Annotated in this window: 18 protein-coding genes and 1 pseudogene; 10 read left to right on the top strand and 9 right to left on the bottom strand. The window is 72.1% G+C overall.

The genetic code is table 11. The features are described from left to right. Positions 1–71: 71 nt before the first annotated feature. The 4 genes from ACFYU0_RS11020 to ACFYU0_RS11005 all read left to right on the top strand — a co-directional run bounded on the left by ACFYU0_RS11020 (position 72) and on the right by ACFYU0_RS11005 (position 4,407). Positions 72–1,502, top strand: coding sequence for an MFS transporter (locus tag ACFYU0_RS11020; RefSeq protein WP_389299644.1), 1,431 nt, complete (start codon positions 72–74; stop codon positions 1,500–1,502). A gap of 102 nt (positions 1,503–1,604) precedes the next feature. After that, complete coding sequence (locus ACFYU0_RS11015) at positions 1,605–1,829, top strand: hypothetical protein (protein WP_389299641.1); 225 nt, start codon at positions 1,605–1,607, stop codon at positions 1,827–1,829. Positions 1,830–1,975: 146 nt separating this feature from the next. Further along, positions 1,976–2,323, top strand: coding sequence for a trypco2 family protein (locus tag ACFYU0_RS11010; protein WP_389299639.1), 348 nt, complete (start codon positions 1,976–1,978; stop codon positions 2,321–2,323). Continuing rightward, positions 2,320–4,407 carry a hypothetical protein gene (locus ACFYU0_RS11005; RefSeq protein ID WP_389299636.1) on the top strand — a complete coding sequence of 696 codons (2,088 nt, stop codon included), beginning with the start codon at positions 2,320–2,322 and terminating at the stop codon, positions 4,405–4,407. The genes ACFYU0_RS11010 and ACFYU0_RS11005 overlap by 4 nt, the downstream gene beginning before the upstream one ends. 38 nt (positions 4,408–4,445) lie before the next feature. On the opposite strand, the gene ACFYU0_RS11000 is transcribed toward ACFYU0_RS11005, so the two are convergent. From ACFYU0_RS11000 to ACFYU0_RS10990, 3 genes are all read right to left on the bottom strand, one after another. Further along, a complete protein-coding gene (locus ACFYU0_RS11000; protein ID WP_389299634.1) occupies positions 4,446–5,048 on the bottom strand; it encodes a TetR family transcriptional regulator in 603 nt (200 codons plus the stop codon). A 26-nt stretch (positions 5,049–5,074) separates the two neighbouring features. After that, entirely contained in the window at positions 5,075–6,085 is a 1,011-nt protein-coding gene (locus ACFYU0_RS10995) for an aldo/keto reductase (RefSeq protein WP_351659595.1), read from the bottom strand. A gap of 171 nt (positions 6,086–6,256) precedes the next feature. Continuing rightward, a complete protein-coding gene (locus tag ACFYU0_RS10990; protein ID WP_389299631.1) occupies positions 6,257–7,639 on the bottom strand; it encodes a glycine--tRNA ligase in 1,383 nt (460 codons plus the stop codon). A 163-nt stretch (positions 7,640–7,802) separates the two neighbouring features. Between ACFYU0_RS10990 and ACFYU0_RS10985 the strand changes: the two genes are divergently transcribed. The 4 genes from ACFYU0_RS10985 to ACFYU0_RS10970 are packed head-to-tail and all read left to right on the top strand — an operon-like array spanning position 7,803 to position 10,955. Beyond that, entirely contained in the window at positions 7,803–8,786 is a 984-nt protein-coding gene (locus tag ACFYU0_RS10985) for a metal ABC transporter substrate-binding protein (RefSeq protein WP_351659590.1), read from the top strand. 17 nt (positions 8,787–8,803) lie between these two features. Continuing rightward, positions 8,804–9,574, top strand: coding sequence for a metal ABC transporter ATP-binding protein (locus ACFYU0_RS10980; protein WP_389299950.1), 771 nt, complete (start codon positions 8,804–8,806; stop codon positions 9,572–9,574). Continuing rightward, positions 9,574–10,476 carry a metal ABC transporter permease gene (locus ACFYU0_RS10975; RefSeq protein WP_389299627.1) on the top strand — a complete coding sequence of 301 codons (903 nt, stop codon included), beginning with the start codon at positions 9,574–9,576 and terminating at the stop codon, positions 10,474–10,476. Before ACFYU0_RS10980 ends, ACFYU0_RS10975 begins: the two co-directional genes overlap by 1 nt. A 59-nt stretch (positions 10,477–10,535) precedes the next feature. After that, positions 10,536–10,955: a transcriptional repressor gene (locus ACFYU0_RS10970; RefSeq protein ID WP_351659581.1), complete on the top strand. Its 420-nt coding sequence runs from the start codon at positions 10,536–10,538 to the stop codon at positions 10,953–10,955. Between the two features lie 197 nt (positions 10,956–11,152). On the opposite strand, the gene ACFYU0_RS10965 is transcribed toward ACFYU0_RS10970, so the two are convergent. From ACFYU0_RS10965 to ACFYU0_RS10955, 3 genes are read right to left on the bottom strand one after another with little or no spacing between them, the layout of a single operon-like run. After that, positions 11,153–11,992, bottom strand: a complete 840-nt coding sequence (locus tag ACFYU0_RS10965) for an isoprenyl transferase (RefSeq protein WP_351659578.1) — start codon at positions 11,990–11,992, stop codon at positions 11,153–11,155. Between the two features lie 33 nt (positions 11,993–12,025). Beyond that, on the bottom strand, positions 12,026–12,772 hold the full coding sequence (gene recO / locus ACFYU0_RS10960; protein ID WP_351659575.1) for a DNA repair protein RecO: 747 nt from the start codon (positions 12,770–12,772) through the stop codon (positions 12,026–12,028). 49 nt (positions 12,773–12,821) lie between these two features. Further along, the gene (locus ACFYU0_RS10955; protein ID WP_351659572.1) at positions 12,822–13,046 is read right to left on the bottom strand and encodes a hypothetical protein; all 225 of its coding nucleotides are present in this window, start codon (positions 13,044–13,046) and stop codon (positions 12,822–12,824) included. A 229-nt stretch (positions 13,047–13,275) separates the two neighbouring features. Between ACFYU0_RS10955 and ACFYU0_RS10950 the strand changes: the two are divergent. Further along, positions 13,276–13,410: pseudogene (locus tag ACFYU0_RS10950) on the top strand (peptide ABC transporter ATP-binding protein); the annotation flags it as partial. Beyond that, entirely contained in the window at positions 13,411–14,337 is a 927-nt protein-coding gene (locus ACFYU0_RS10945) for a dihydrodipicolinate synthase family protein (RefSeq protein WP_351659569.1), read from the top strand. Positions 14,338–14,374: 37 nt separating this feature from the next. On the opposite strand, the gene ACFYU0_RS10940 is transcribed toward ACFYU0_RS10945, so the two are convergent. The 3 genes from ACFYU0_RS10940 to ACFYU0_RS10930 are packed head-to-tail and all read right to left on the bottom strand — an operon-like array spanning position 14,375 to position 16,729. Then, positions 14,375–14,743, bottom strand: coding sequence for a hypothetical protein (locus tag ACFYU0_RS10940; RefSeq protein ID WP_389299621.1), 369 nt, complete (start codon positions 14,741–14,743; stop codon positions 14,375–14,377). 47 nt (positions 14,744–14,790) lie between these two features. Beyond that, on the bottom strand, positions 14,791–15,978 hold the full coding sequence (locus ACFYU0_RS10935; protein ID WP_389299619.1) for an exo-alpha-sialidase: 1,188 nt from the start codon (positions 15,976–15,978) through the stop codon (positions 14,791–14,793). A gap of 55 nt (positions 15,979–16,033) precedes the next feature. Then, the gene (locus tag ACFYU0_RS10930) at positions 16,034–16,729 is read right to left on the bottom strand and encodes a TerB family tellurite resistance protein (RefSeq protein ID WP_389299616.1); all 696 of its coding nucleotides are present in this window, start codon (positions 16,727–16,729) and stop codon (positions 16,034–16,036) included. Positions 16,730–16,868 lie beyond the last annotated feature (139 nt).

Here is a 16,868-nt window from a genome sequence, read left to right as displayed (position 1 = left end):
TGCCAGGTATTTCTTCTACCAGGATGAGGAGACTCTGGTACCAGTCTGAGCGCGGACGCAGGCTCGGTGCCATGACAGAGACCGTCACCCCTCCCGCCGTCCGCGTCCGGGCGTCGGCGCCGCCCGCGCTGAGCGGGCCGGGGCTGTTCACCGTTCTGCTGGCCGCGGCGCTGCCGCTGGTCGACTTCTTCATCGTCAACGTCGCGCTGCCGACCATCGGCGCCGATCTCGGCGCGGGCGAGGCCGTGCTGGAGCTGGTCGTGGCCGGCTACGGCGTCGCCTACGCCGTGCTGCTCGTGCTCGGCGGGCGGCTCGGCGACCTGTTCGGGCGGCGCCGGCTGTTCGTCGTCGGAATGGCCGCCTTCGGGCTGACCTCGCTGGCCTGCGGGCTCGCCCCGGGCGCCTGGAGCCTCGTGGCGGCGCGGGTCGCGCAGGGCGCGTCGGCCGCCGCGATGCTTCCGCAGGTGCTCGCCACCATCCAGGCCGCGACCAGCGGCACCCGCCGGGCGAAGGCCATGAGCCTGTACGGCGCCACGGCCGGGCTGTCCATGGTGGCGGGCCAGATCCTGGGCGGCCTGCTGGTCGCGGCGGACATCGCCGGGACCGGCTGGCGGGCGATCTTCCTCGTCAACGTCCCGGTCGTCGTGCTGGGGCTGGTGCTGGCCGTGCGGCACGTGCCGGAGACCCGCTCGCAGCGCCCGGAGCCGGTCGACGTGCCCGGCACCGTCCTGCTCGCCGTGTCCCTGCTGACCCTGCTCGCCCCGCTGACCGAGGGCCGCGCGGCGGGCTGGCCGCTGTGGACCTGGCTGTCGCTGGCCGCGTTCCCGTTCGCAGCGGCCGCCTTCTACGTGGTGGAGCGGCGGGCGGACCGGCTGGGGCGGACCCCGCTGGTGCCGCCGAGCCTGTTCGCGCTGGCGTCACTGCGGCGGGGGCTGGCGCTGATGGTGCCGTTCTCGATCGGCTTCAGCGGGTTCATGTTCGTCATCGCGCTGGCGCTGCAGCGGGGTGCCGGCCTCGGTCCGGTGCCGGCGGGGCTCGCGCTCGCGCCGATGGCCGTGGCGTTCCTGTTCGTCTCGCTGGCCGGGCCGCGCCTGATCGCCCGGTACGGCACCCGGGTGGTCACGGCCGGCTCCGTCCTCCAGGGCGTGGGCGTGGTGCTGATCGCCCTCGCCGCCTGGCGGGACTGGCCGCACCTGGGCTTCGGCGCGCTGCTGCCGGGCGCGGCGGTCGCCGGCGCCGGACAGGCCCTGCAACTGCCCAACGTGCTGCGGATCGTGATGTCCGAGGTGCCGGCGATCCGGGCCGGGGTGGGCAGCGGTGTGATGGTCACCACCCAGCAGTCGGCGTTCGCGCTCGGCGTCGCCACCCTCGGCACCCTGTTCCTGACCCTGGTCCCGCAGCAGGGCATGCGGGACGCGCTGGTCGTCACGCTGCTGGTGCAGTTCGCGGGCATCGTCCTGACCGGCCTGCTGAGCCTGCGGCTGCCCCGCCGAATCGGCTGAGCCGGGGCCCGGCGGGGGCAACTCGCCGCCGGGGATCCCCCGTTGATGTTGGACTTGCTGCAGACTCCTTGCGGTCGGACGGGCCGGACGCGGGGAGGCGTCATGTCGCGGGACAACAGCACGAGCAAGGTGAGCCGGTGGGACCGGCACGGCCGGGAGCACGTGGTCCGGGTGCGGCGCACCGGCGTGCAGCGCACGATCGACTGCGGCACCTGCGGCTGGTCCCGCAGCGCCCAGTTCCTGCCCTGGCTGAAGGCCGAGGAGCACCTGGCCGAGGCCCACCAGGCCACGGTGGACCCGGCGGGAACCCGGCAGCCGTCGCGCTGACGGCCGATGCTCGGCGGGTCACCTTCTGACGGCCTGACACTCACACGCGCCCCCCTGACACGCCCCGCGCACTTCGTCCCGGCTCATGCGAGCCTTCCACCCCTCGTCCCGCCCGGGGACAGTTGCCCTCCTGCGAAGGGGGGCACATGAGCGGGGACGACAGGGCGACCGAACTGAGTGAGGCCATCGAGGCGGTCCGCGCGGGTCTGCAGACCGCCGCGGGGATGGGGGCGGGGAAAGGCCTGCGGTTCCGGGTTGAGCAGGTGGAACTCGAGTTCACCGTCGAGCTGAGGCGGTCAGCGAGGGGCGGAACCGGGGTGCAGGCTTGGGTGGTGAGGGCCGACGCGGGTGGTGAGCGCTCTGCCGGCAGCACACACCTGCTGAGGGTCGTGTTGCAGGTGGCGGAGGGCAACCTGATTCATTCTCCGCAGCCGGGTCATGGCCTGGCGGTACCGCCACCCGCCAACTCCGGAGCGGACGGAGGAGGATCATGACCGACTGGAGGCGCGTGGCGGTCGTCGAATCCGCTGACGGTATTTCTTCCGGGTACCGGATCACCCCGCACCTGGTACTCACGGCGGGGCATGGGATCTCGGATCCGTCATCCGGCGGCAAGGTGAGAGTGGCCTTCATGCTCTCGCCACGACAGCGGTGGAAGGCAACGGTCGTTTGGCACAGTCGCTACGGCTGCCGCGCGGGCAGCACATGGCAAAGAGTCGGAGAGTGCCACCACCAGCCACCCGCTGTCGCAGCGGCCGAGTCGCTCGACCTCGCCCTCCTCTGCGTCGACGCGGGGCCGGACGGCGCCCAGGCACAGGCGCCGGTTCGCTGGGGGCGCTTCGCCACTGGTGAGCGACAGAGGGCCGAGGCTGTAGGGTTTCCGAATCGACAGCGGTACCAGGGTTACCTCGACCCGTACGGGGTGCAGGGGACGATCAGCCCAGCGACCGGGCGGTGGACCCAGTTGCCCAGCCTCGATCTACCCGGCTGGTCGATGACGGGCGGGACCGACGACTGGCGGGGGTTGTCCGGGGCGGCTGTCTTCGTCTCCGAGTTCTACGTCGGGTGTGTGCAGACCTTCGACCGCACACGTTTCAAGGTCATGCCCGCCGACCGCATGTTGTTCCACCCCTGTTTGCGAGCTTGGATCACGAGGGACGCTGGGACCCCTCCCGTGGAGCCCGCGGACTTGTGTCATGTGTTCACCGCACCGCCGCCGCGGCCCCGTACACCGGCCCAGCTCCTCGACCCGGAAGTGAGGGCGACGCCGTTCCGAGGCAGCCGCGAACTGGTCCAGGAGCTGGCGCAGTGGTGCCGTAACCCCGAGGACGCAGAGGCGCGTCTACTTACCGGATCCATCGGGGTCGGCAAGACCCGCACCGCTGTGGAGTTGATCCGGGAACTGGCGCTCGCCCCGGAGCCCTGGGCGGCGGGGTTCCTCCGTCAGGAGACGCTCGGCGCACGGCAGTGGGACATCTTCCAGAACCTGCAGGCGAATCTGCTGCTCGTCGTGGATCGAGCGGAGAGTCGTGACAACGACGAAATCGAGACGCTGCTGAACGCGGCAGCCCACCACAGGGACCGCGTCCGCATCCTGCTGCTCGCGCGGTCGGAGGACCCTTGGGATGGGAAGTGTCTTCCCACGGCCGTGCCTCCCTTCGCGGAAGGGGTGAACGCACAGGATCTGTACGCGGCGGCCCGAGAAGCCTTGGCCTACCGTCTGGATGCGCTGAAGACCCGGCGCACGCCGGGCAGCCTCTCCAACCGGCCCGCCATAATCCGGGACGCCGACACTCCGGCGGAAGTCCAACTCATCGCTCTGACTGACCTGCTGTGGGAACGCGGCTTGGCCCATCTCGCGGAGGACGCCCGCATGGTGCTCCTCGATATGGAACGGCAGTACGTGCGCTCCGCCGTCCGTCGGCGGCTGCCCCGAGTCGACGAGACCTTGCTGGACCTCGTCCTGACGTCTGTGGCGCTTTCCGGCGGACGCGATGAGAGCGACTCGGCGCGGGACGTCCTTGAGGCCCTGCGGTTCAGGTACCGCTACATCACGGCCGGGGACGGGCTGCGGACCGACTACCGGGTCGTCCGTGAGGTCGACACGATCCTGGAGTCCCTGAGCAGCCTGTATCCCCCGCGCGAGGCGGAGCACCACAGCCGCCTCCCCGATACCGTCGTAGCTGCCCAGATCGTTCGGGCGTGGGGAGACGAGCGAGCGCGGGAGTTCGTCTGCGAGCTTCTGGCGGATGATATGCGACTGAACACCGGCTACGCCCTGGAGGAGGCGCACTGCCTGTTCCCGGATGAGGTTGACGGGCTTCCGTCGCCCTGGGATGAACCGGGGGAGGCCGGTGCCACCCTGCGGGAGATCCTCGACGCCATGGACGTCTCCCCGGAATTACCGGAAACTCCTCCGGCTCCATACCTCGCCTCGCGCAAGCCCGACGCCCCCATCGCGTACGACGACCCAGATCATGTCGAGCCTCTGCCCCCGCCGTACGACTTCGTCGACGCACCCCAGATCAAGGACCGTGGCGACCATCGCGGCATCGGCCGCCAAGGCCCCTGGCTGTGACGATCTAGCACTCCCGCCATCGTACGCACCGCTGGCGCTCAGTCCCGGCCGCCGGTCGATCGCAGCCCTCGTATCAGCAGGTCCACGACCGCCGTGAACTCCTCCTCGATGCCGGGCTGCCGCCACTCGGCGGCGTAGCACGGGTCGTGGAAGCGGCCGGTGGCCTGGAAGACGGCGCGGGCCGTGGTGGCGGGGTCGGCGGGGCCGAAGGCGCCCGCGGCCATGCCCGCCTCGACGACGCGGGTGAGCTGGCCGGTCAGGTCGGCGAGGTGGTCGCCGACCACCGTGCCGTTCTCGCTGGTGAGCACGGTGTAGGTGGCGAACAGTTCCGGGTCGTCGCCGGCCTTGTGCCGCTTGGCGTCGAACAGGGCCGCCAGCCACTCCCGCAGCCGGTCCTCGGGGGCGCCGGTCCCGGCGGCGATGCCGGCCAGCCGCTCCGAGGTGCGGTCCAGCCACCGCTTGGTCACCGCCTCGCGCAGCGCCGCCTTGGTACGGAAGTGCCGGTACACGCTGCCGTGGCTGACGCCGAGCGCGCGGGCCACGTCGACCACGGTGGCCTTGGCCGGGCCGTGGCGGCGCAGCACCTCCTCGGTCGCCTCGAGGATGCGCTCGGCGGTCAGGGTCTCGCTGGTCGGTGCCATGCCTCAGACGGTACCGGGGAGCGGGATCAGCGTTCGCTGTCGAGGAGTGCCATCTGCGCGCTCGGGTAGCGGTCGCCCGCCGCCGCGTCCGCCGGAACGGCCTTCTCGATCGCGGCGAGGTCGGCCTCGTCCAGGGTCACGTCGAGCGCGCCCAGCGACTCGGCGAGCCGGTCACGGGTGCGGGCGCCGACGAGCGGCACGATGTCCTCGCCGCGCGAGAGCACCCAGGCGATGGCGGTCTGGGCGACCGTGACGCCCTTGCGGTCGGCGATCTCGCGCAGCGCCTCGACCAGGTTCAGGTTGTGCTCCAGGTTCTCGCCCTGGAAGCGGGGCGAGAAGGAGCGGAAGTCCCCCGCGGCCAGCCGCCGGTCGCGGGAGTAGTGCCCGGAGATCAGGCCGCGGGAGAGCACGCCGTAGGCGGTGATGCCGATGCCGAGCTCCCGGGTCGTGGGCAGGATGTCCCGCTCGATGCCCCGGGAGATCAGCGAGTACTCGATCTGGAGGTCGGCGACGGGTGCGGTGGCGGCGGCCCGGCGGATGGTCTCGGCGCCTACCTCGCTCAGGCCTACGTGCCGGACGTAGCCCTTCTCGATCAGTTCGGCGATGGCGCCGACGGTCTCCTCGACGGGGACGTCCGGGTCGAGGCGGGCGAGCCGGTAGACGTCGATGTGGTCCACGCCGAGGCGCTGCAGGGAGTAGGCGGCGAAGTTCCGCACGGCGGCGGGCCGGCCGTCGACGCCGGTCCAGTTCCCCTCCGGGTCGCGCAGGGCGCCGAACTTCACGCTGACCAGCGCCTTCTCCCGAGCGGCCGCGGGGGCGGTGCGCAGGGCCTCGCCGATCAGCATCTCGTTGTGGCCCATGGCGTAGAAGTCGCCGGTGTCGAGCAGGGTCACGCCCGCGTCCAGGGCGGCGTGGACGGTCGCGACGGACTCGGCCCGGTCGGTGTCGCCGTACAGCGCGGACATGCCCATGCAGCCGAGGCCGAGGGCGGAGACCTGGGGGCCGGTGGTGCCGAGGTTTCGGGTTCGCATCGTCATGCCTTCACCCTGCCATGACGAATGACAGATTTCAATATCTGTCATTCCATACTTGTCGCCCGTCGCCGCATCGCACACCGCGGGGCCCGGCCCCCGCGGACAGCACAACGCCCACCTCCCCGCCGGGCGAACCGGCCGGGAAGTGGGCGTGGAGTGCGAGCCGCGCGGGCCTCAGCAGCCGAGAAGGCGCTGGGCCAGGTAACCCTCGATCTGGTCCAGGGACACGCGCTCCTGCTTCATGGTGTCGCGCTCGCGCACGGTCACCGCGTTGTCCTCGAGCGTGTCGAAGTCGACCGTCACGCAGAACGGCGTGCCGATCTCGTCCTGACGGCGGTAGCGGCGGCCGATGGCGCCCGCGTCGTCGAACTCGATGTTCCAGTTCTGGCGCAGCGCCTGGGCGAGGCCCTTGGCCTTCGGCGACAGTTCCGGGTTGCGGGACAGCGGGAGCACGGCGACCTTCACCGGGGCGAGGCGGTGGTCGAGGCGCAGCACCGTGCGCTTCTCCATCTTGCCCTTGGCGTTGGGCGCCTCGTCCTCGACGTACGCGTCGAGCAGGAAGGCCAGCATGGTGCGGCCGACGCCGGCCGCGGGCTCGATGACGTACGGCGTCCAGCGCTCCTGGGCCTCCTGGTCGAAGTAGGAGAGGTCCTGGCCGGAGGCCTTGGAGTGCGCGCCGAGGTCGTAGTCGGTGCGGTTGGCGACGCCCTCGAGCTCACCCCACTCGCTGCCGCCGAACTGGAAGCGGTACTCGATGTCGGCGGTGCGCTTGGAGTAGTGGGAGAGCTTCTCCTTCGGGTGCTCGTACCACCGCATGTTCTCCTCGCGCAGGCCGAGACCGGTGTACCAGTTCCAGCGCTGCTCCATCCAGTACTCCTGCCACTTCTCGTCCTCGCCCGGCTTGACGAAGAACTCCATCTCCATCTGCTCGAACTCGCGGGTCCGGAAGATGAAGTTGCCGGGCGTGATCTCGTTGCGGAAGGACTTGCCCATCTGCGCGATGCCGAACGGCGGCTTGCGGCGCGAAGTGGTCTGAACCTGGGCGAAGTTGGTGAAGATGCCCTGGGCGGTCTCCGGACGCAGGTACGCCACGGAGCCGGAGTCCTGGGTCGGGCCGAGGTGCGTCGACAGCAGACCCGAGAACTGCTTGGGCTCGGTGAACTGGCCCTTGTTGCCGCAGTTCGGGCAGTTGACGTCGGCCAGGCCGTTCGCGGGGGCGTGGCCCTTCTTCTCCTCGTAGGCCTCTTCCAGGTGGTCCGCGCGGAACCGCTTGTGACACGAGGTGCACTCGGTCAGCGGGTCCGTGAAGGTGGCGACGTGGCCGGAGGCGACCCAGACCTCGGGGGCCAGGATGACGGACGAGTCGATACCGACCACGTCCTCGCGCGACGTCACCATGTAACGCCACCACTGGCGCTTGATGTTCTCCTTGAGCTCGACACCCAGCGGTCCGTAGTCCCAGGCGGCACGCTGTCCGCCGTAGATCTCACTGCAGGGGAAAACGAAGCCACGGCGCTTGCTCAGGCTGACGATGGTGTCGATCTTGTCGGCGGCCACGGTGCTCTCTTCATTACGACGACGGGCGTTGAAGCGAGATGCTTCCAGCGAATTGATTCAGGTTACCGGCGCAGGCTCCCCCACAGCCAAATCGGCCCCCTGTCCAGGGTCTCACCCCGGGCGTTGTTGACAACGGTTTCCATGTTTGTTGAAAATGACTGTCATGAACGAACGTCGACGCCGCGCGTCCTCCCGAATAGGCAAGGCCGGGCCCGCGGTCGCGGTCGCCACCGCGCTGGGCCTGGCGACCCTCACCGGCTGCTCCACCGGCAGCGCCGCCGCGGGCGACCCGGGCAGGTTCGAGGTCGTCGCGTCGTTCTACCCGATGGCCTTCCTCGCCGAGCGGATCGGCGGCGGCCACGCCGACGTCACCACGCTCACCTCGCCCGGGCAGGAGCCGCACGACCTGGAGATCAGCCCCCGGCAGATCGGCCGGCTCGAGCAGTCCGACGCCGTGCTGTACCTGAAGGGCCTGCAGCCGAGCGTCGACGACGCGGTGGCCCAGTCCCCGGTCCCGGTCAAGATCGACGCGGCCTCGCTGACCACCCTGGAGCAGCACGGCGACGAGGTCGGCGGCCACGCCCACGGGCACGACGAGCACGAGCACGAGAGCGAGGAGCCCGGCGGCAAGGACCCGCACGTCTGGCTCGACCCGGTGCGCTACGCCCAGGTCGCCGAGGGCGTCGGCAAGGCCTTCGAGAAGGCCGACCCGGACCACGCGGCCGACTACCGGAAGAACACCGCGGCCCTGGTGAAGGAGCTGGACGCGCTGAACACCCGGTTCGAGGACGGGCTGGCGCACACGGACACCAAGGTCTTCGTCACCGCCCACGCCGCCTTCGGCTACCTCGCCGAGCGCTACGGGCTCACCGAGGAGGCCATCAACGGCCTCGACCCCGAGTCGGAGCCCAGCGCCGCACGGATCAGGGACCTGCAGCGGATGGCCGGGGCGGACGGCGTCACCACCGTCTTCTACGAGACCCTCGTCAGCGACCGGACCGCGAAGACCGTGGCGGACGACGCCGGGCTGCGGACCGACGTCCTGGACCCGCTCGAGGGCATCACGTCCAGGTCCCGCGGCACCGACTACTTCTCGGTCCAGGAGGCCAACCTCAAGGCGCTCCAGCGGGCCCTGGGCGCCAAATGACCGGCAAGGAGGGGCAGATCATGGAAGAAGCCGTCATAGCGCTGCGCCGGGTGACCGCCGAACTCGGCGCGCGTCCCGTGCTGCGCGGCATCGATCTCACCGTGCGCCGCGGCGAGGTCGTCGCGCTGCTCGGCGCCAACGGCTCCGGCAAGTCCACCGCGATCCGCACGATCATCGGCCAGGTGCCCGCCACCGGCGGCACGGTCGAGCTGTTCGGCACCCCCCGCCGCGCCTTCCGCGACTGGGCGCGCGTGGGCTACGTGCCCCAGCGCACCACGGCCGCCGGCGGGGTGCCGGCGACGGTGAGCGAGATCGTCTCCTCGGGCCGGCTGTCCCGCACCCGCTTCGGCCTGTTCCGCGGGTCCGACCGGGAGGCCGGGCGCCGCGCCCTGGAGCTGGTCGGCATGGCGGACCGCGCCGGGGACCCGGTGGACGCGCTCTCGGGCGGCCAGCACCAGCGGGTGCTGATCGCCCGCGCGCTGGCCGCCGAGCCCGAGCTGCTGATCATGGACGAGCCGATGGCGGGCGTCGACCTGGCCAGCCAGGAGGTGCTGGCCGCGACCCTGCGCGAGCAGGTCGGCCGGGGTGCCACGGTCCTGCTCGTACTGCACGAACTGGGCCCGCTCGAGCCGCTGATCGACCGGGCGGTCGTCCTGCGCGACGGCTGCGTGCTGCACGACGGCCCGCCGCCGAAGGCACTGGGGCAGCACGCCCTGCCCGGCCACGACCACGTACACCCGCACGCGCCCGCGGGCACCGAACCGATCCGCACGGGACTGCTGAGCTGATGGAATTCCTGAACTACGCCTTCATGCAGCGGGCGCTCCTCGCGGCCGTCCTGGTCGGCGTCACCGCGCCCGCGATCGGCATCTTCCTGGTCCAGCGCCGCCAGCCCCTGATGGGCGACGGCATCGGGCACGTGGCGATGACCGGCGTCGGCCTCGGCTTCCTGCTGAACGCCTCCCCGGTGTGGATGGCCACGGCCGTCTCGGTGCTCGGCTCGGTCCTGATGGAGCTGATCCGCTGGTACGGCAGGACGCGCGGCGACATCGCGCTCGCCATGCTCTTCTACGGCGGCATGGCGGGCGGCGTGATGTTCGTCAACATCGCGCCCGGCGGGTCCAACGCCAACCTGACCTCGTACCTGTTCGGCTCGCTGTCGACGGTCTCCCCGTCCGACGTGAACGCGATCATGGTGCTGGCCGCGTTCGTGGTCGTGGTCACCCTGGGGCTGCGGCGGCAGTTGTTCGCGGTCGGCCAGGACGAGGAGTTCGCGCGGGTCACCGGTCTGCCGGTGCGCGCGCTGAACCTGCTCACCGCGGTCACGGCGGCCGTCACGGTGACGGTCGCCATGCGGGTGGTCGGTCTGATCCTGGTCTCCGCGCTCATGGTGGTGCCGGTCGCCGCCGCCCAGCAGCTCACCCGGAGCTTCGCCGCGACCTTCGCGGTCGCCGTGGCGCTCGGCATCACCGTGACGATCAGCGGCACGATCACGTCGTTCTACCAGGACGTGCCGCCCGGCGCGACCATCGTGCTGCTGACCATCGCCGCGTTCGTCGCGCTCACCGCGGCCGCCGCGCCGCTGGCCCGCCGGCGCGCCCGCGCGGCGGCCGCGGCACGGCCGGCCGGGGATCCCGCGGAGTGCTCGATTCCGGCCGGACGGGCGGCCGGGGACGGCGTCGGAGTCTGACCGCGGGTGGCCCGGGCTGGCACAATGGCCCGGGCAGACGCAAGACGAGGAGGCAACCGGTGACGACCGCTGGACCGCCCGTGAAGGGCCGCGCCACCCGGCAGCGTGCCGCAGTGGCGGCGGCCCTGGACGAGGTCGACGAGTTCCGCAGCGCGCAGGACCTGCACGACATGCTCAAGCACAAGGGCGACTCGGTCGGGCTCACCACCGTCTACCGCACCCTGCAGTCCCTCGCCGAGGCCGGCGAGGTCGACGTCCTGCGCACCTCCGAGGGCGAGTCCGTCTACCGCCGCTGCTCCACCGGCGAACACCACCACCACCTGGTCTGCCGCGCCTGCGGCAAGGCGGTCGAGGTCGAGGGCCCGGCGGTGGAGAAGTGGGCGGAGGCCATCGCGGCCGAGCACGGCTTCGTGAACGTCGCCCACACGGTCGAGATCTTCGGCACGTGCGCGGACTGCGCGGGTGCCTCCGGCGGCTGACCCGCCCAACCCACCGGCCCGAGCCCTGGCCTCCGGCTCTACGCCCGCCCGGCACGCCGGCCGGTCCGGCGCGGGGCCGCACACCCGGTACCGGTCCCTCGGCCGGAGCGCCGCCGGGACTACGGAACGGCCACCCGGCACGGATCGCGGCCGCCCCAGGCCACCGGCCCGAGCACGACCGGCACGCCAGCGCCGCATCAGTCCTCCTCGGTGCGGCCTTCCATCGCGGCGAGCTCCTCGTTCGGGATCGCGCCACCGAAGCGGCGGTCGCGGGAGGCGAACTCGATGCAGGCCCGCCACAGGTCGCGGCGGTCGAAGTCGGGCCACAGCACGTCCTGGAAGACCATCTCCGCGTAGGCGCTCTGCCAGAGCAGGTAGTTGGAGGTGCGCTGCTCGCCGCTGGGACGGAGGAAGAGGTCGACGTCCGGCATGTCCGGGTAGTACAGGTACTTCTGGATCGTCTTCTCGCTGACCTTGGACGGGTCGAGCCGGCCCGCCTTCACGTCCTCGGCGAGCCGCTGCGCCGCGTCGGCGATCTCGGCCCGGCCGCCGTAGTTCATGCAGAAGTACAGGGTGAGCAGATCGTTGCCCTTGGTCTGCTCCTGGGCGACCTGGAGCTCCTTGGCCACCGACTTCCACAGCCTGGGCATCCGGCCCACCCAGCGCACCCGGATGCCCAGCGCGTCGAGCTGGTCGCGGGTGCGGCGGATGAAGTCGCGGTTGAAGTTCATCAGGAAGCGGACCTCGTCGGGCGAGCGCTTCCAGTTCTCGGTGGAGAAGGCGTACAGGGAGATGTTGCGGACGCCGATCTCGATGGAGCCCTGCAGCACGTCCAGCACCCGCTCGGCGCCGACCTTGTGACCCTCGGTGCGGGGCAGCCCCCGGTCCTTCGCCCAGCGGCCGTTGCCGTCCATGACGATCGCCACGTGGTTCGGCACCAGCTCGCCCGGGAGCTTCGGCGCGCGGGCGCCCGACGGGTGCGGCTCGGGCGCCCTGTACTCACGGCGCCGGCTTCCCAGGATCCCGCGTACGACCATGTGCTCCTCGACTCCCTCTTGCTCTTCTCGCGCTTACTTCTCGACGTACCGGAGCGAGCGCAGGCCGCGCTCCAGGTGCCAGTGCAGATAGGCGGACACCAGACCGCTGCCCTCCCGGACGTGGCGTGCCTCGCACGCGTCCGCCGTCTCCCAGTCTCCCGTAAGCAGCGCGCCCAGCAGCACCAGGGTCTGCGGGGAGGGCACGACGCTGCCCGGCGCCCGGCAGTCGGCGCAGACCGAGCCGCCGGAGGCCACCGAGAAGAACCGGTTCGGGCCGGGCATCCCGCACTTCGCGCAGTCGCCGAAGCTGGGCGCGTAGCCGTTGACGGCGAGCGAGCGCAGCAGGAAGGCGTCCAGCACGAGGTGCGGGGCGTGCTCGCCGCGGGCGAGGGTGCGCAGGCCGCCGACGAGCAGCAGGTACTGCTGGACGGCCGGCTCGCCCTCGTGGTCGGTGAACCGCTCGGCGGTCTCCAGCATGGCGGTGCCCGCGGTGTAGCGGGCGTAGTCGGTGACGATCCCGCCGCCGTAGGGGGCGATGGTCTCGCTCTGCGTGCACAGCGGCAGCCCGCGTCCGACCAGCTCGCTGCCGCGTGCGAAGAACTGCACGTCGACATGGGAGAACGGCTCCAGCCGGGCCCCGAACTTCGACTTCGTCCGACGTACACCCCTGGCCACGGCCCGCACCCGGCCGTGCCCGCGGGTGAGCAGCGTGATGATGCGATCCGCTTCGCCGAGCTTCTGGGTCCGCAGGACGATGCCGTCGTCGCGGAACAGACTCATGGCTCCATTCTGCCCGCCCGCGCGGGCCGCCGGGCCCGCGGGCGGTCCTTCAGGCCACCGGCCGCCCGTGCCCGGCCGTGCGGGCGCCGGCGTACGCCGTCTCGGCGCGCAGCCGTTCCGCGTGGGTGGCCTCCCGCACGGCCCGCGGATCGCAGTCCCACTCCCGGCCGCCGCCGTAGGGCCGCAGCTGCACGTACGGTCCCTCGTGCCCCATGACGATGCCGAGGCGTCCGGTACGGGTGTCGACGGCGCAGGAGCCGACGGGGGGTTTCATCGCGTCCACCTCCGGTGGCTCCCCTGCCGGCGGCGATTTCACTCATCGCATGCCCCTGGTGGCCCAGCGTGTCTACACTCCCCCGGAGTCCGCCCGCGGCGCCGCCTGCCCTCCCGCGTCAACTTCGCTCCCGCCGCCGCCCGTTGACCGCCCTCGGCGCTGCCTGTGGTGGTCGGGCGTTCGGCTGGGCCATTCGTACGGCAACCACGTCCACGAGGGGCTGCTCGACTGGAAGGCCGACGAGCCGTGCGCGCGGGAGATGCCGGAGTTCTCGGCCGCGTCGTGGCCCGGACACCGCTACCGCTGCCACCATCCTGTGGAGGAGGACCAGCCGATCCGCGACCCAGCCCGCCAGGAGCCGTGAATGACCTTCCCCGCCCCGCTCACCGGTGTCGTCCCGCCCGTCTGCACCCCCCTCACACCGGAACGCGAGGTGGACGTGCCCTCGCTGCTGCGGCTGGTGGACCATCTGGTCGCGGGCGGGGTGCACGGGCTGTTCGTGCTCGGGTCGACCTCGGAGGCGGCGTTCCTGACGGACCGGCAGCGCCGGCAGGTGGTCGAGGCCGTCGCGGGTCATGCCGGCGGACAGCTCCCCGTGCTCGCCGGGGCCATCGACATGACCACCCCGCGTGTCCTGGAGCACGTCCGGGCGGTCTGCGCGGCGGGCGCGGAGGCCGTCGTCGTCACCGCCCCCTTCTACGCCCGGACCCACCCCGCCGAGATCGTCCACCACTACCGCCGGATCGCCGCCGCGAGCCCGGTCCCCGTGATCGCCTACGACATCCCGGTCGCCGTGCACACCAAGCTCCCCGCCGAGCTGGTGCTGGGCCTGGCCGCCGACGGGGTGCTGGCCGGGCTGAAGGACTCCAGCGGGGACCTGGCCGCGTTCCGGGAGGTCGTCACCGGGGCCCGCGCCCATGCCGGCTTCAGCGTGCTGACCGGCTCCGAACTCGTCGCGGACTCCGCGCTGGCGCTGGGCGCCGACGGGGCGGTGCCCGGGCTGGCCAACGTCGACCCGCACGGGTACGTCCGGCTGTACCGCCTGTGCCGGGCGGGCGACTGGGAGGGCGCACGAGCCGAACAGGAACGGCTGTGCGCGCTGTTCGGCATCGTCGGGGTGGGCGACCCGGCCCGCATGGGCGGCAGCTCGGCGGCCCTGGGCGCCTTCAAGGCGGCCCTGCACCTACGCGGAGTGATCACCTGCCCGGCGACGGCCGAGCCCCAGGTGCCGCTGTCGGGCGACGAGGTGGCCCGGGTGGGAAAGCTGCTGGCGGGGGCGGGACTGCTGTAGGCGGAGGCACGAGCGCCCCACACCTCGATTGACCTGCCTATGGGACCGGGACCCGTTGCAGATGCTGAACGATGAGAGCGAGGTCCGAAATGGACGCCATACAGAATTCCTGGTCCCGAGTGTTCACGGAGTGAACGACGTCAGCGAATGCCGGGTTCCCGAGACCGCCGGCCTCGAGCAGAACGCGGTCCGGTAGAAGGATTCGGTTTCTCCTCGTCCGGTCGAGCACCCATGCGAGCTGAGTGGGAACGCCCTTCACGACGTCCTCGATGAACTGGTCGACGCCTTCCCTCGGAGCCTTGTAGCGCCAGCCCATGTAGGCCACCTGGTGGTAGCAGAACTCGTCATTGTATTCGGTCGGCAGCTTGAACCAGGCGAGTTCGCCAAACCTGCTGAGCGCCTTCATCGCATCCACGGTCCACCGCCGCTGACCCGCCGCTCGCCGCCGGCCGGTCAGCGTGCCGTCCCCGCAGGCAGCCGCCGGAACTCGATGGTCTCGTACGGCCCCTTCGCCCCCGTCTCGTACAGCAGCCCGACCGTGTCCGCGTCGACGCGGACGAGGTCGGAGTAGGCGGCGGGCCGGTCGGAGAGGGTGAGTGCCCGGCCGAAGGTCCGTCCGCCGTCGGTGCTGCGCCACAGGGCCATCGCCCGGCGGGCCGTGGGCACGGAGGGGGCGGAGAACAGCAACGGGGCCTTCGGTCCCGGCAGTTGCAGGACGCTGCCCTGGACGACCGGGACGTCGTTCAGCGTGCTACGGACGGTGAAGGGGCCGTCCAGGGTCTCGCCCGCGTCGCTCGACCAGGCGCCGAGCCGGTCGCCTGGGCTGCTGCCGTTCTGGTCGCGCGCGGAGAAGTACAGGCGCCCGTCGCCGAGTTGGGCGGCGCTGGTCTCGTTGGCGTTGGTCACGCCGTCCTTGGCGTCGGCCACGAAGCCCAGGCGCCAGGTGCGGCCGCCGTCGTCGCTGCAGAGGGCGTGGGCGCCGTAGTACCGGGGCTCCTGGCCGGTGTCCGAGGAGCCGGGCGGCGGCGCGGTGGAGTGGTCGGCCGGGACCAGGAGGCGGCCGGCGTGCGGGCCGCGGGTCACGGCCAGGGCGTGGCCGGGGCCGGTCGCGTACCAGCGCCAGTGCGCCGGCTTCACCGCGGCCGTGATGTCCCGCGGCGGCGTGAAGCGGCGGCCGTCGTCCCGGCTGCGCTGCACGAACACCCGGCGGCCCTGCGCGGGGGTGACCTCGCCGCGCATGATCTGCGCCTCGGTCACCGCACCGCTGTTGTACGAGGTGACGAGCACGACGGTGCCGGTGCGCGGGTCGACGACGGGTGCCGGGTTGCCCCGGGTGTCGCCCCGCCCGGCGGCCACCACCGTCAGCGGTCCCCAGGTGCAGCCGCCGTCGGCGGAGCGGCGCAGCACGACGTCGATGTCGCCGCTGTCCCCGGCCTCGTCGTGCCGGCCCTCGGCGAAGGCCAGCAGGGTCCCGCGCCCGGTGACGACGGCGGCGGGGACGCGGTAGGTGTCGTAGCCGCCCTCCCCGGCGGTGTACGGCACCGAGGAGTCACAGCCGGGTGCGGACCGGGCGGGGTGGACGGCGGTGAGCGGGGCGAGGAACGCGGTGGCGACGAGGAGGGCGCGGCTCAGCGGGGTCACGGCTCCATGCTTCCCGCGTTCAGCGCTCTCCGCTCACGGGCTTGCCCCGGGAGGGTCAGGACGGCGTGCGCGCCGCCGCCAGGAGTCTGCCGACGTCGTCGGCGCAGATGGTGAGGGCGGCGCCGACGGTGGTGAGGGCGTCTCGCTCGGCGGGTGTGTAGGGGCCGTCGGCCAGGGCGATGCGGGCGGCGTCGAGGAACAGGGACTCGCGGCCGGCCGGGGCGAGGTGCGGGGCGAGCGGGTCCAGGGCCTCGTGCAGCTCTATGGCGAGGCTCGCGCCGCACGGCCCGCCGAGGACCCGGCCGGTGTCGGCGGCGAGCGCCTCGACCAGGGCGGCCAGCCGGTTTTCGGTGCACTCCTGGAAGCCGGCGGCGCGGACGGTGCCGGCGGCCGTCTCCAGGGCCGTGCGGGAGGAGGTGCCGCCCGCGGCGAGGACGGCGAGGGCGACGGTGTGCACCGCGTCGCGGAGCATCGCGGAGAAGCGGCGGGTGGTGGGGTGGTCGAGGACCTCGGTGCCGTAGTGGTGGCCGCAGGCGGCGCACTCCACGACCGGTCCGGTGGCGCCGCGCGGCAGCAGGGGCACGCCGAGGAGGGTGAGGCGGCGGCGGCCGGAGAGCCGCTGGTAGTTGCGGTCGCCTCCGCAGCCCGGGCAGTAGAACTCGCCGTCCCCGACGGGTGTCCAGGCGGTGCGGGTGCCCAGGATGCGCGCAGCCCTGGCGGCACGGCCGTCTCGTCCCCGTACTGGCAGCACGTCGCACCTCCGTAACCGCGCGGCAACATCGCAGCGCTTGCGTGATGTTAGCCACATCCCGGAGGCTGAGTCAGTACCCCGTACGAGACCTTTCCGTGACCTGCACGGCGCGATGGCCGGTATACGACGGCGCCCCGGC

It is taken from the genome of Streptomyces sp. NPDC003720, assembly GCF_042875075.1.
Classification (GTDB): Bacteria; Actinomycetota; Actinomycetes; order Streptomycetales; family Streptomycetaceae; genus Streptomyces.
The sequence above is the reverse complement of the archived record's forward strand: the minus strand, read 5'-3'. Positions and strand labels throughout refer to the sequence as shown.